Consider the following 15,485-nt stretch of genomic DNA (forward strand, 5'->3'; position numbering starts at 1 on the left):
AATCTAGGCTATAGGCGTTAGCCTTACAGGGTTATTCTTTATTCTTGTTTAAACGCTCAATCACTTTATCAGCAATTTTATCTATAGCTTGATCGCTAATGCCAATTTGATCATGAATGAAGTCTGAGTGAACTACAGGTGTTCTCTTTAGCTCTTGTTGTGAGTTTCCGTCTTCAGCATTTAATGCAATATTCATCAACTCAAGCATAGCCGAATTTAAGGATAAACTTTTTCGTACAGCATATCTAGAAACAGCTTCGTATTGACTATGTGGGATTCGCAATTGTGTACGTTTCCAGTCATCTTGTTTTTCTCGGCTCATGAGAGACTCTCAAAAAATATTTGACACTAATTCTAGTAATATACTATAGTGATGTCAATGTTACTATTTTTAGTAACAAATAAGCCCTTGCAGGCTACCAACCAAAGGCAAGGGCTTGTTATCAACAAACCAACTAAAGGATATTGATATGTCTAGTTTAGCACTATCTTTCCATGATGTGAAATTAAACCCTGTACCACAGCAAGATAACCAAATTTGGCTAACTTCTCGTGAATTAGGTGAGGCACTTGGTTACGCTCGTGAAGATGCAGTAAACAAGGTTTATGAGCGCAATGCTGATGAATTTACAAATAAGATGACCTGCAACGTCAAATTGACGTTAAAGGGGCAAGCTCGTGAAACTCGTATTTTCTCACTACGTGGCTGCCACCTAATTGCTATGTTTGCTCGTACAGCAATGGCTAAACAATTCCGCAAATGGGTTTTAGACATTCTTGATAAAGAAGTTGGTCAACCTATTCAAGCAATACCAACCATCACCCTCGAACAACAACAAGCCATTAAAGATGCTGTACTTCGCAAAGCTCAACGTGATAAACGTACTTATCAATCTATTTACCATGAGTTTTACAATGTATTTGATATTCCACGTTATCAAGAGTTGCCTTTGGCAAAATTTGAAGAAGCATTAAATTGGCTTGGCGATGGTTGGTATCAAAACAAACAACCCAATAAAACTAGAAGTCAGTATTTTGAAAGTCATGCTATTAATGCTGCAAGTCACATGCTTTGGGTAAATGCTTGGTGGAAATGTTTCGGTGGATCAATTCAAATGTTAAATCCTACAATGGCAAGCATGATAAATGATCACTTTGCCGATGGTGCATTTTGTGCAGGATTGGTTCTTGGTCGTAATCAAGCACAAAAAATTAATGAAAGTATTTTGTTGCAGTTGCCTTATGATCTTGATCCACGTGACCGTATAAGTTTTTTCCGTCAAAGATAAGTTAGGAGTAGCCACCGAAAGGTGGCTTTCTTATTAGCCTTACAGACTTAACCTCCATAACTATAATTATGGTTAGTACTCGTCCCTTCCGACACACTACCACCAATTGAAGCTCCAGCACTTATTCCAGCTGACACATGTATTGCTGACATTGCACCTGCAGCCAATTGAGATGAAAACTGCCCCACTGCTTTGGCTGCTTCTAATGCAAGCTGTGCTTTTTGTATCGCATTTTGCATCTTGGCTTCATACTCTTTTAATTGCATTTCAGAAAATGCAATATTGGTACGAACATTCATATCTGCGTATCTTGCTTTCGTTTCAGCATTTGCAATCTGGGTACGAAGTAGCATGTCATTATATCGTGACTGAGTTTCTGCAAATGCAATATTGGTTCGGCTATTCATGTCAGCATAACGTGCTTGCATCTCAGCATTTGAAATAGAAACGCGTGACTTCGATTCAATATAACGGTTATAAACATCTGCATTCGCAATCGTCGTTCTTAAACTTAGGTCTGCATAACGTGAATGTGCTTCTGATACCGCAATCGCTGTACGTGATTTCATGTCAGCAAATCGAGCCAATGATTCACTATTTGCAATGCCAACACGCATTCTCATTTCAGCAAATTTGGCTTGTGCATCTGCAAAAGAAATTTTAGTACGTGATATTGAGTCAATAACGCTTGCCTGAGTATTTACTCTGGATGTTTCAACGTCAGCTTGTGCTTTAAACAATTCTACTTGTGAATTAAATGCTGATGTATTGCTTTGAACAACACCCATTTTTGCATCAATTTCCGCCTTGTACGCTTCAATATTTGCTTGATATTCAGATATTTTTACACGTGCAGCTTCAAGGTTGAGTTCAATCTGCTTAGATTTAACATTGGCTTTAGCAGATACACCATCTACAGTTGCTGCATACATACGAGCAAGCGATTCATACATGGATGCTTTGGACGTTTCAGCCTTGATTTGAGAATCATATGCTTCGACTTTAAGCTTTTCAGCTCCAATTTGTTCAGAATACGCTTGAACCTCAGATTTATATGCATCAAATTTAGTCGCAATCAATCCAGCTCGTGCAGTTGCACCTTGCACCAATGCCTTATATACCTCAACATTGGTCATAACCGCTTCAATTTTAGCTTTAAAAACATCAACTTTTTGTTGGTTGAGTTGCCCAATAACTGCCTGTGCATCAAGCATTGCTTTGTAGGCACTGATACGTGAAATAGTTGCATCAATTTTAGTTTTATAAACTGTGATCAAACTCTCAAATGCAGAATTTTGAGCATTAAAAATACTAATCTGAGCATTTAGCACACTGATTTTACTGTCAATTTGAAACTTAACCAGTTCCATGGTGTTAGAAACATAAGCAAGCCACATATCTTGCTTCATTTTTTCCAAAGCCATACCTTGCTCAGTCAGGAAACGGATATGCTCAAGCTGTTTATCAAAAGACTGAATTAAAATATCACGATTTAAATCCGCAATAGCAAGTTTACCTTGATCACGAATGTCGCTGACCTGCTTTGCCAACATCCCTTGTGGCATTGAAAAACCACGACTTGCCCACTCAGTAACAGCTTCTTGTACTGCTCGTTCAGTTTCTCGGCTAGTGCGCTCTCTAGCCCGATTAAATAACGATTGCTCAACTGCAGTTGGTAAACCAAGACCTGTATGGCTTCCATCCAGCCATGAACGGATTTCCAATACCAATGGCTTAATTGCACTTTCAGTATTAAAGGCATAATAATCTTGTTTAACAACCTTACTGGCATCAGAGATTAAAGCATCAATATTATCTGGAATCGCTATATTGAACTCAGGTGGTTTGCCTTCAAATACAGGAATTTCTTCATATTTGAAATTAGGAAGTTCAATCTTCTCCATCACTTCCATTTCTGGAATCACAATGCTTGGGGCACTAGGCATTTCAATGTCATCATTTATTTCAGGTCGTAATGGAGCTGAGATGACATCCATGCTTGGTACAGTAGGTAGGTTTAAAATTGGTGCTTCGGGAGTTGCAGGTAATTCCAGATCGCTTAAATCTAAATCCTTGATTAAGTCATTTAAATTAATCTTATCTGGTAAAGCACCTGCATCAAAATTTTGCACATCAAAAGTTGGTGCTGTAGGTAAGTTAATTGCTGTATCAAATTCAGGAATTGTTGATGCATCAATAAAATCAGGTGTAGATAAATCCTCTGAAAAAATAGGCGCTTCAGGAATATCAATATTTAAACCTGAAAACTCAGGGCTCACCATTTCTTTAGGCTGCTGAATATCAAGATCGATAACAGGCGGTACTGGACGCTCAATATTCAATTCAGGAGCTTTCAAACCATCTAATGGTTCAAACCCTGACTCACTAGGTTTAGCTAAATTGGAAGGTGGGGTAATTTCCGCAACAGAAATTTCAGTAAGATTACCCAAAGCTTCTGATACATCATTTGCATAAGTATTTACTTTTCGCTCAAAATAATCGAGTTTTTCAGTGACTTCTTTCGTCACAATATCAATCTGAGGAACTGTAACTGTCATTTTAAACTCTCCGTTTTGTAGCAGATATATCAATATTTAAATCATTGATATAACCATGTTCACCAGATATTTTGATTTCAAATGCAAAGTGACGACCACGTAAACCACGACCAAATAACACACGGCCATTGGTCAGATAATCCGCTTTTTCTGTAGGCAACAAATAGTAATAGGTTTGCTTAGTGCCACTTTGAGTAGTGCTCACACCAATTTCCAACTTTCTGGTATTTCCAGATAGTTCATATTCAAAGTATGCACCTAAAGGATGAACTAACTGTCCTTGTCCTAAATCTAATTGTCCTGTCACCAATTTTGCTTCTATTAATTCTTTGGCATCCAGTTGATACAAACCATCTTCAGCAACACCATAGAGCACGCCATTAATTACAGCTAATTCACTAAAACCATAATCTTGGTAACGGCTCATTGCCCATGTATCAACATTTGCTGTCCATGCATATCCATATTGTTTTTCTTTAGAATAATCATCTTCAATAAAAACAAGGTCATTGATTAATTGCTTGGCAATATTTTTCCCTTGATTAAACTCAGATGCTATTAATGTTTCATTAATTTTTTCTTGTGATTTACGTTGTTGCTTTAATATTTCATTGATGTTTATCGTATCAATGACACGTTGTTTTGCCTTTATACGCTGCGTATATTGTTCTGAGTATGCAATATGATCCACAACAAAATCAGAATATCGAGTGACACAACTATCCTGTGCTTTCAATGTTTCTGTAATCACTGAGCGTGATAGCTTTTTAAGCCTATAATTTTCTTGATAAATAACATAATCATTCGTAAATGCACGTAATTTAAACTTTAAAGATGCATCTAAAATATCAAGATCATCAGTAATTGAATCTTTAAAACGAGCAATTGTCTTAAAATTCTCTTTAATTTTTAAAGCTTCATTTAATTTAGACAGACTATATTTTTTAGTGTTGAGGTTTTCAGCAATTAACAATCGCTCAATATTTATATTTCGTTGCTTATCTTTTTGTACTGTTGTAGAGCTAATGTTATCTTGAATCAATGATTTTGCACGTAGACGGTTTTTAAAATCATCAGAAACGATTATTTGATCATGGATAAAATCTACATGGCGTTTACGACCAGTGAAATGATCAATTATCTTGATTTTATCTTTGACTGGAAAAATAGCAGAATCAACTAATTCATCTTTGACTAAAACAACATCACCTGACAGCACTAAAAGTCGATATAAAGATTCTTCTTTAATCCTAATGAGTTCTTCTGTGACTGCTTTTGACTTCCCAATAGTGTTATTGGAATATGCTATCGTTTCCTGAATATCATCTCGATATAAAGTCACTCGTTAATTACTCCAATAAAATGATACGAAGATTGATGATCAACTAAACTTGTATAGCCCCATTTGTATCGACGGTTATACTGGTCTGTTTCAGATATGTTTGCATATTCACTATCACCAAAACCAACCCTACAGGCATCACGATAAAAGTATGACAAGTCACCACCAGCATCAACCGGTGAGAATGCAAAATACCATGCATCTGGAACGTTACGATGCACTAGCTTTGCCCCAACACTTTGATAACTGAAATTTACTTTACCAATTGTTTTCCCATTAAAATTTTCAGTTTTATCATAAGGATCTATTGTTGGTCCTTCTCCCCCAATCACAACACCACCTGCCTGATGATTTCCTGATGCTCTACTCGTGTAAGGCGCACAGACACCACTTACATCTTTATAGGTTGATCCCACTCCAAACCAATCACCAGAGTCGGCAAAATCACTATAATCATTAGGGTTGTACTTTGGAGGGCCATATACATAGACATACTCGCCTGTTTTTGGTTTTGGTTCGCCTTTTCCAAATCCGCCAATCCAATAAAAAACAGGATCATATGTCCATAGTGGGTATGATGTTGGATCTGCTATTGAATGCAATGTGTGTTTTTCATTAATTGATTCACTAATTGTTGACTCTTGATATGCGTACAAAATTCCATCTCGATTAAATGCAGGTACACATATGCCAATATCTAAAGAGTTCGATGATTCGGTTTTAATTGTAGTTTCGTGTTTGTAATACCTAGAACGGCTTAAACTTCCGTGTGTATATAATAATTGAGGGGTTTGATAAGCCGGATTTCCATAACCTAAATCAGTTCCCTTAATATGAGTGTAAATAGTTGATTCTGGGGCTTCACGTCGATCATCAAAATCAGATGTATAAAAATACCCCATTAAACCTGTGGAACCAGTTGTTTCCGTTTTTTCCCATTGGCCAACGATCATTATATCTTCAAAAGTAGACTGTACTTCTTTAGTGAATGTACGGTTATCAATAAAGAATTTAACGACTTTGAGCTGATCTTCAACATAACAGCCAAACATAACCGTATCACAACGTACAAACTCTCCTGTGTAATCAGGCGAAGCGAATATAAATGATTCACATCCTTGCCCTGTTAATTCAGGAAATTTCAAACGCCCCATAGATGTTGGGTATTGTTTACCTAACAACCAACATACTGCACCGCTTGATACTCGCGTCACACTCCCTGAGTGAGATGCAATGGGTTTAACTTCATAATTATCCCAATAATCAATATCAATTTCGGTTACACCTGATGGATTACGTAAACTATTCAAAGCTTTTTGATAAATATCTTCCTGTGGTACCCGACGCAACTTATACAATATTGCTAATGTCTTTTGCTCGCCTTTAGGAAGAAGCACCCCTAATTTATTTAAATATTGAGAAATTACTTCAATATAGTTGCTATCAACATCTACCTTATCAAGCCAGCCTTCTTTCTGCGCTGGAACCAAATTTAACTTAATCTTGTATCCATAAGCGTACATTAAGCCATTATCAGCATATCCCCAACAGGTGTTAAATCCCTCATTTCCCTTTGAATTGAATGACCACCCACATGCACTATACATTGCCTCATATTGATAAAAATCAGATGTATCGCATATCTTTATGACTGCACCTGCTCTACGCCATGCTTGAAAATCTGCTCCGAATGGAAAGGTTTCACCACTTGGCATTCCACCAAAGCGATCCAATATCTTCAAAATTTCATCATCACCCACTTCTTCAATATATTCACGAAATGCTTCAGTGGTCGTTGCAGGTATAAGTGGTAAAGGCATTGCCCAAACACCACTTGGATCAATTTGTATTAACCAAGGTTTATTTTCACTATCAAAAGAAACAAGATGAGTCTTGCTGAACTTATAATCGTATTGAAATTGGCCATCAATGTTGGGTAAACCTGAATAACCAGGCAATCGAATACCATCTAATTCACCAGTTATTTTCTCAATATAACTATCTGGTAATTTAAGCGCTGCTTTTTCTAAATCGTTCTCAGGTAAATTAGAAATATCCTGTCTTCCATAGCCACCAATAATTTGTACAACTTCAACCATAGCTCCGCTATACCAAGTAGGACGCTGTTTAACATATTGAGTGTGTGTATAAATTCCAGAATATCGAGGTTTGAAGTATTGAAAATTTGGACTATATTCAATTTTAAATTTTTCTAATTCTATGTCTTTATCTGGCAAATTCTCATTGGAGTAATGAACTAATCTTCTTCTGGATTGTTCAGTTAATTTAATACCTACTTTTCCACCTTCTGTTAATGGGATGGATTTTGTAATGACTCCGCTATATAGCATTGGAATATAAAGTTTTGCTAAACCATCAGGTTCAAATTCAGCGATCTTTAACTCTTTATGTGCAATAGCTTTTAGAAGTCCTGCCATATCTTGAAGAATGACGTAGCCACGATCAGGCAAGTTCTTGACCTGCCTGATGCTCTGAAGTTTTGATACGGTTTTATTATTTGATAGCTTTTTAATCTCATGATCAATAAAGTTTTTATCACTATTACTTAATTGACCATTTAAAACCAATAATCCGTATGGACGTGGACTATGCATAATTTATTTATGCTGCGGTAAAGCTTAATCGGTAACCAATTTCATACTCATCACCGTCTTGGAACACACGTGCTGCAGTATATTTTGATGCTGAAATTAAGGTGCCAGTTGTACCGCCTTTTGTACTATTCGTTAACATTGCTGCACCTGTCACTGTTAATTGTGAAGATGTTGCAATAGTAACTTTAGCAACTGAGTTGAAGTTATCAATTGAATTGGTTGATGTATTTTGCGGTGTCCATTGTGGGCGTGTTGCAGATGTATAACCTTCAGTCATACTCACAATTTCAGCTGCAACAGATGCAAAATTTGCTGCCGTCCAATTGGCTGCTGGTGCTGTTGCACCACTGAACAATGCTAAGTAGTAACCTGCAGGTTTCGCAGTTGTACCCATTGCAACATTGAGCAAATGTGCAAGACCTTCATTCACCACAAGGTTGTGAGTCGTTTGCCATTCACCACCATTAATTCGGTCAAAATATTCACCTTGAGCCAAAATTCCCTGTTTTGGAAAATAGATGCCTTGCTCAGTCACCTGATAGTTTTCCGCTTTTAAATCATTCGCCAGTTCTTTCGAGTTCATCATTAGATACCATGTAAGTAAACAATGACATCACGTTACAATGGTTGTAACCCTTCTCCCTAGCCTTACAGACCTACCAGACTTTGCAGTGATTCCTTTTAATATGCCAGCTTGTAACTCAATAATCTGACCACTCGATGTTCCAAGAATATAACCATTCTCTGCCAACCATAATGCAGTCGTATTGCCACCCTGAGATATATCAGGGCCAATATCATTATTGTCAATTTCAATCGCACTATCAGGTACTGGTGCATGAGAGGTCTTAGACTGAAATGTCATTTCTGCTGGATTAGTCCCTGTTAGGAAAACAACATGAGTTACTTGCCCAATCCAAATACCACCATCAACCGGTAAAATGAAAGTGATACGTTGTGGCATAATGACAAAGCCAAATTTTTCATCATGAAGATGGTATGCCATTGGCTCTGAAAATCTGAGTATGTTTTTATCTGCCGTTAGCAAACGTCCTTGCCAATATTTCATATATCGACCTGTCGGCATAGGGGATAAGCCTTTAAACCGAGCTGTCATACCCAAATCCAAACTGCTAATTGTGACGTTACTTTTGTTGATTGGATGATCAGAATGAAGTAATAATTCACCACCATTGCGATCAGTTATATAAATTCTTACATGCGTGATGGACTGGTCAAAACAATAAGGTAAATTTATTTGAATACTGGCAAATGCCTGATCATCAAGATTGCCACTGGATGTAAGTTCTATTTGATCTGATACAACTTGTGATAAAGCTGATTCTTGTTGGTCGCGTAGCCATGAAATTGCCACACTGTAAGTTCCACTTTTTAGCGAACCGCCATTACCTTGCATAGTTAGCATTGGCATTGCAGGCGTATCAATTGTTAATGGATGAATCACTTTCCCATTATATGTCCACAAACCTAATTCACTTGCTATATAAACCAGATTATTGATGACCTGATAACAGAGTTGAGTATGACCAATTTTCGCTAATACTTCATGTTGCCATGTTTGTGAATCTAATTTTACAAACTCACTTTCCAATGTTGCGAAAACATCATTATGCAGAGGACTTTGCCATATATTCTTGAAACTGAAAGGCGAAATTTGCTCTGCACCTTGACGTAATTTAAGACGACCAGTATCTGTAATATCAAGATTCACTGCATCACGTAAATATAACTTAGGTGAATCTCCACCTTGCTGCAATCCGTCATCTGCAACAACATTGTTCATGCCTGCGATGGGAAATAATTTTAAAGCTGCCATTAAAAAGCCCCTTTCCTGAATTGATCAGCATTACCATCTGGACGAATGTAATGTGCTGCTGGTCTGATATTAGGCACTCCATTGTTTAAAGCATCAAACCCTATAGCAGTAATAAACATTGTTGGTAAAGATATTTGTTCTTGGGTAACTCTCATTCTTTTATCGAATTGCGTATAGTCATATTCCATTCTAAAACTTTCAAAACCTTGTACCTTCAAATCTCTAACTTTTAATGAAATCCAAGCCTCACCAAAATATTCATTGGCAAAACCACCATAGTTTCCCTTGATCAGTTCACCCACTCGCAAACCTTGCCACATAAAAGGCTTATCATCGCTTAATCTAGTACCCATTCTCTGTGAATTAAAACCAATTGATTGAACTGTCCTATGAAAATGTGAAATCCAATTGATTGATGAAATACCTAATGAATTAAAACCACTTGGTCGAATGGTTCTATGTAGCTGTTCATTTCGTTGTAATGTAGGTCTTCCAAATAAAGTCATTATAAAAAAACTAAATTGAATGATTTTTTGAGTACCATCACCAACAGAATGCCAACCCATTCGATATGATTGAAGTCCTTTCACATCAATATACCGACGTTTGAGCTGGATTTGAGGAGCTCCATATCTTGATAAATTACCTAAGCCTAAATTTTGAAGTACACGATGTTTCAATGTAACTCGAGTTTGTCCAAAGACTTCACCAGGTTTCCTATATCCACCATCACTGTTAACATAGTGCAAATTTGAAGAAGGGTGATTTTGTTTGGCTTGTGTAGGGGCTTCCATCACAGCATAAATGGTATGAGGTGTAAATCTTGGTGTACCAACGGTTATTGTAGAATCAATTCCCTTTTCAACAGATATGGTTCTATTCTTTAACGTAACCAATGGACCTTGTTCAAACAATGGCATACTGATCCCATATTCAACCAAAATACCATTTGACTGAACCTGAATATCTTCACCATATTTTGTTGCAATAAAACCATTCGTGAATATGACATTAGTTTTTAGTGAAGGCCATGACACTTGCTCAACAGGTATAGGAATTCCATGCCCCCAATTTTCTTTTCCATCAATTTCTACAGCATCCAGCCATATAAATTGGGGGAAATACGGTGGCACACCTGTTTTAGTGACTTTGTGTGTTGGAATAGCCCATTGAGTAAATCCTGAAACAGAAAATTGTCTATCTCGAAAGGCAATTTCACTTTTACCCCACAAAACATTTTCGCTGCCTTGCTGTAACAGTTCACGCCATTGTGTGCGAATACTTGCCTGTCCAAATTCCTCGCTGTTACGACCACGTGTATTCAACTCCGGAGTGACATTAAATAATCGTGGATCACCAAAGTAATCTCTATGAGCCCATCGAGTTGTAATTTTATTCCAATGAATGCTTAATGACGCATCACCAAAGGCTTGATAATCATCAAAACGTCCAACTTCTTCGATGTATCGAGTGTGCAAATGAATTTTATGAATTGGTATATAAGGTGGAGCAATCGTATATCGTTGTTCAAATTTTAAAGTCCTGATTCGATCTGCAATCATCGGTTTACCAAACTCAAGACTTTCAAAATTACCAATACGATTGAAGTACCTACGAGTATTGATCATGTTGGCAGTGCCAAAATATTGAGTATTTATCCCCTTAGGTGTTATTACAAATGCAGAATTATGGATGTTAGACCAACCAGAAATATAGGGATATTCAATACCCTGTAATCGCAAATAACGAACTCTATCTGAAATCATGTGCTGGCTAAATTGCGTACTATTTATTCCATCTGGAATAATTAAACGTGCATTGTTGTTTATGCTTGGCTCTGCAACTTTAGCTACGTTTGCACCAATTGCTCCGATGACTTTATTTTTATTGGCTACAGATGTCCATCCAATCCATTTAGGAGGCGTTAAACCACTATCAGCATCATAGTACATTTTAATGTATTGGCGTAAATTCCAAAATTTATGCGTACCAAAACGATGACCGCCCTCTTGACCAGTTGTCAAAAAGCTATTTGGTTTAATGTATTTTTTCCATAAATCAATTGCAGATATGCCAAAGGTATTGATGAAGCCTTTCGGATAAATCGACTGGCTTTCAGGAATAATACGACTACCAAACAATGTCGCCACGTAACCAAATACATTTATCCTTTGTGTACCACCTACACGATGATTAGGTATGTTGGGATAAGCGATAGAACTTGGTGATAATGACCGTACTGCATAAGATACCCATGAATTGTTGCCATAAGTAGCATGTGCAGAACCTTTTGCAAGTATTGTTCTGCGCCCATGTTCAATACTTGCAGTACCATATTGTGAAAATTCTAAACCACTTGTTCTTATGCTTCTTGAATAATGCCAAATCTTTGACTCGCCAATCGCAAGGGATTCACGCCCAAGCCCAGCATAAATACTTCGAGTTTTGTTAGAAATCCATGTATAGCCAAATGTACTTTGATTCAATCCACTAGGCTTTAACTCAGGCGTCTTGGTAAGTCTATGATTGCCGAGTTTTGGTTGATAAAAACCACTTGGCTTCAGTGTACGAATACGATAACCAATTGCTGCATTTAATCCAGCAAAGCTGCTAATCCCGATTGGTGCAATAGATGGTGTTTTATTATAAATATTGGTAATGCCGAAATTTTTTGAATCAAAACCTTTTATTTCAATAACTCGACGAGTGCTCTCAACAACACCCCAATCACTGAATGATTGTGCATACAAACCTGATACTGTAATTATTCTTCTAGTATTTCTTATTGAAATATCACCAAATACACCGCCCGTTATTACAGCATTTGCACCTGTCACATATATTTTCTGAGTAGGGTCAAATACTTTCGGATAGCCTGATAAAAATGCTTCAACTTTAGTAGGCTGAATATAACGAGGACTATGTGATACCCATGCTGCACCATAGGATGATGTATCAAAACCTTTAGGGGATGGATTACGTTGTACCCATGGTGTACCAAATAACCCAGGTAAAATACCTGTCGGATATAAAATGCGTGGTGATACATTAGGTTTAGGGGTTGTTGGCGGTGCAATACCCTCATTAGCCAAGTTAGCAAACTGGTCTGCTTTGGTATTAATAACAGTTGCTAAACCATATAGTGCCGCACTAATACCGCGATTACTAAGGTTGAGGTACTTAACACCACCTTGTAAGTAAGTGGTGCCGTAAGATGCAGCATTAATACCTCTGGCGTTTAAATTTAGAATTTGCTTTAAATTGTAGACTTTCGATGGAGTTCCAATCGATAATGCATTAAACCCACTAACTTTAATTTCTTTATTAAAGTTCCAGACATAAGCAGCGCCATAAGATGCAGCGCTATAACCAGTAGTCTTGATTAAAAGAGATGGGATTAGCTTTTGTACACCGAAAGATGTGGCGATAAAGCCTGTCTGGAATAATGCACGAGAACCTTTAACAGCAACTTGCCCATAAGTTGAAGAATCTATGCCGCCCGCACTGACATATAGTGTTGTACTAGAGTTCGCACCAAAATCAAGTACAACATTATATGGATTCGTGGGCGTGTGTACTTCTGAATCAAAATCAAGCACAACATTATGGGAGTCTGGGGGTGTATGGCTCATACAGCGCCTTACCTTACAAGTAGTGCATCATCACACACCGTAATTCGTTGTATCATTTTGGCACCACGTTATCTTGAATGACTGCGTTGTATTGGTTATTAGGGTCAAAAGCCACAACAAAGCACTCAAGACCTACAGCAATATTTCGAAATGTGTAAGAGCCATCGGCTTTAGATTTGACTTCCCAGAGCAATTGGCGATTGTCACGACGAAATACACAAACAGGTACAGGTGAATAATTTGCGCCCACTTTTTTGGTTGTGCCTTTGATTTGACCAAATCCTTGAACTGCATCAAGAATAGTTATTATTGGTCGTTGTAATCGGGCAACCATATATCTCATTGCTAGAAGCTTTGCGTAGTTTGGGGTATAACCACCAAAAAACACTCTGTTGATTTTAATAGCCAATTTTAATTTCCTCCACTGGCACAGCAATATAATGGCGCGGAATAGATGAGCTACCACCGCTTGATATGCCCTGAATAAAAACCAAATTTTTAAAATCAATATCAAGGGTTAATGTTGGAGACTCTGACTCGTTTTGAATATTTGGCCGATCTGATGAACCATACAGAACATGAAAAATACCACCCGCAAAGCATCCAAGAAACTGATTTGTTTCATCTTCATATAACCGGTATGGCTCGCAAGTAGTAGTGTTAAATCCATCCACTTTATTGGATAGAAAACTAGATGCCATTGTATTGGTTGGATAAATTGTTCCATTAGATGAGGTGTATGCTGTACCGCACAAGATTTTCCCAACCAGGATGCGACCAGCCCCAATCTGATAAGATGCTGCAGTTGTTGCTGCTCCATTATTTGAACAAAGTAATGCTGGATAATTTATATTTTCATAACTAGAGATAAAAGGCACCACTCCACAAAAAGCATTCAAACCGGAGCCAGATGAAAGTCTATACATAGCAATCAAATGGTAGGGACTGCCTACGATTTTACCCTGCCCAAAAGTTGAAAAGCCCTGACTATAAGTGTAGTTGTTAAATGTCGCAGCGGTAGAATTTGTGAAATCCCATCTTAAATTCGATGTTGCATCGGCAACTGTGGCACAGGTTGCCAAGTCCGGCATGCAATTTGGGTCAGTGATATGCCCAAGCGCAAGATCTACCGTGCGCCCAATGCCCACTGCAATGCAGTTTCGGTTACCTGCCGCTGTTGCATTTTGGAAGCACAGTCGGGCATACATATCCGTATCATCAATGTGCTTAAATTTGTAAATGTGAATATGTGCTTGTTCGTAGACAATTTCCCATCCTAAGCTAGCAATTTTGGTTGTTACAGTACCCGTCAAGCCTGATGTAACTCCATCTAGCACTGTGCAAGTAACTGCATTTTCAGTAACGCTATCAATATAAACTTCTTTATTAAACCCGCCTGCTGCTGTGACTTGAAGAACTCTATCCGCCACATAGCCATGTGTTACACCGAATGTAAGTGTAATTGTGCTACCACTAATGGTTACACTATTTGCTGTTTTCTCGTTATAGCCTTGTGCCAACATCTTCTTAAAGCGGTCTGGAAATAGGTTTTTTGAACCCGCACAAAAATCTAGCCCTACATCACTGAAATCAAATAACTTCGTTTGTGTTTGTTTGTGCATCACTCACCCCCACCAACTCGCCATACACATCTTCATTCTTCCAATAGCCTTTTTTGTCATGCCATTGCACATAGCTATCAAAAAACGCTTGTTCATCCTGATAGCATTTGTCTTGAACAAAGCCCATGACCCACTGCATCACGTTATCAACTGAACGTTTTGAATGTTCTACACAAAACATTTGAAACTTGGGTAAATGAATCAATATATGCCAGTCAATTTTTTTAATATCACTGGCATATAAATCTGCTTTAAATCCTGCTACACCTACTGATTGCGCAGGTGGTTTTTGGTTATTTTCCATACCCCACCTTCTTGATTAAACTTTAAAGATTTTATTGGTGCCGTTATCCCATGTGACTATAATCAACTGTATTCACTTAACTACGCTACCTGTTAAGCCGCCTTTCGACTGCTGCAACTTTCATTGCAGATTAGACTATATCATCACCCTGTTGTCAGGGGCTTTGCGCTTCCACTCGCTTGAGTGTACGCCTTGCGGCTAGTCGTTGAACCTTTACCTATACGGTACTTGGCTGCTGATTACCCAATCCTAAACTTTTCAAACATTCACGCTTACCATTTCTAGT

11 protein-coding genes are annotated in these 15,485 nt (G+C 37.8%); 1 reads left to right on the plus strand and 10 read right to left on the minus strand.

The window, feature by feature from the left end:
• Window positions 1–31 precede the first annotated feature (31 nt).
• Window positions 32–322, minus strand: a complete 291-nt coding sequence (locus DJ533_RS12505; RefSeq protein ID WP_065992597.1) for a hypothetical protein — start codon at window positions 320–322, stop codon at window positions 32–34.
• Window positions 323–470: 148 nt separating this feature from the next.
• On the opposite strand from DJ533_RS12505, the gene DJ533_RS12510 reads away from it, so the two are divergent.
• Window positions 471–1,289, plus strand: coding sequence for a BRO family protein (locus DJ533_RS12510; protein WP_065992596.1), 819 nt, complete (start codon window positions 471–473; stop codon window positions 1,287–1,289).
• 47 nt (window positions 1,290–1,336) lie between these two features.
• Here DJ533_RS12510 and DJ533_RS12515 read toward each other — a convergent pair whose 3' ends face one another.
• From DJ533_RS12515 to DJ533_RS12555, 9 genes are read right to left on the minus strand one after another with little or no spacing between them, the layout of a single operon-like run.
• Window positions 1,337–3,847, minus strand: a complete 2,511-nt coding sequence (locus tag DJ533_RS12515) for a hypothetical protein (protein ID WP_065992594.1) — start codon at window positions 3,845–3,847, stop codon at window positions 1,337–1,339.
• A 1-nt stretch (window position 3,848) separates the two neighbouring features.
• The gene (locus DJ533_RS12520; RefSeq protein WP_065992591.1) at window positions 3,849–5,189 is read right to left on the minus strand and encodes a hypothetical protein; all 1,341 of its coding nucleotides are present in this window, start codon (window positions 5,187–5,189) and stop codon (window positions 3,849–3,851) included.
• On the minus strand, window positions 5,186–7,804 hold the full coding sequence (locus DJ533_RS12525) for a hypothetical protein (RefSeq protein ID WP_065992590.1): 2,619 nt from the start codon (window positions 7,802–7,804) through the stop codon (window positions 5,186–5,188). The genes DJ533_RS12520 and DJ533_RS12525 overlap by 4 nt, the downstream gene beginning before the upstream one ends.
• 7 nt (window positions 7,805–7,811) lie before the next feature.
• Window positions 7,812–8,387, minus strand: coding sequence for a hypothetical protein (locus DJ533_RS12530; protein WP_065992588.1), 576 nt, complete (start codon window positions 8,385–8,387; stop codon window positions 7,812–7,814).
• A gap of 30 nt (window positions 8,388–8,417) precedes the next feature.
• Window positions 8,418–9,641 (minus strand): hypothetical protein, encoded by a 1,224-nt coding sequence (locus DJ533_RS12535; RefSeq protein WP_065992584.1) that lies wholly within the window; start codon window positions 9,639–9,641, stop codon window positions 8,418–8,420.
• The gene (locus DJ533_RS12540; RefSeq protein WP_215900539.1) at window positions 9,641–13,273 is read right to left on the minus strand and encodes a hypothetical protein; all 3,633 of its coding nucleotides are present in this window, start codon (window positions 13,271–13,273) and stop codon (window positions 9,641–9,643) included. The genes DJ533_RS12535 and DJ533_RS12540 overlap by 1 nt, the downstream gene beginning before the upstream one ends.
• A gap of 52 nt (window positions 13,274–13,325) precedes the next feature.
• Window positions 13,326–13,682, minus strand: a complete 357-nt coding sequence (locus tag DJ533_RS12545; protein ID WP_065992581.1) for a hypothetical protein — start codon at window positions 13,680–13,682, stop codon at window positions 13,326–13,328.
• A complete protein-coding gene (locus tag DJ533_RS12550) occupies window positions 13,672–14,895 on the minus strand; it encodes a hypothetical protein (RefSeq protein WP_065992579.1) in 1,224 nt (407 codons plus the stop codon). The genes DJ533_RS12545 and DJ533_RS12550 overlap by 11 nt, the downstream gene beginning before the upstream one ends.
• Window positions 14,864–15,199, minus strand: coding sequence for a hypothetical protein (locus tag DJ533_RS12555; protein WP_065992570.1), 336 nt, complete (start codon window positions 15,197–15,199; stop codon window positions 14,864–14,866). Before DJ533_RS12555 ends, DJ533_RS12550 begins: the two co-directional genes overlap by 32 nt.
• Between the last annotated feature and the right edge of the window lie 286 nt (window positions 15,200–15,485).

Source organism: Acinetobacter defluvii, from assembly GCF_001704615.3.
Lineage (GTDB): Bacteria > Pseudomonadota > Gammaproteobacteria > Pseudomonadales > Moraxellaceae > Acinetobacter > Acinetobacter defluvii.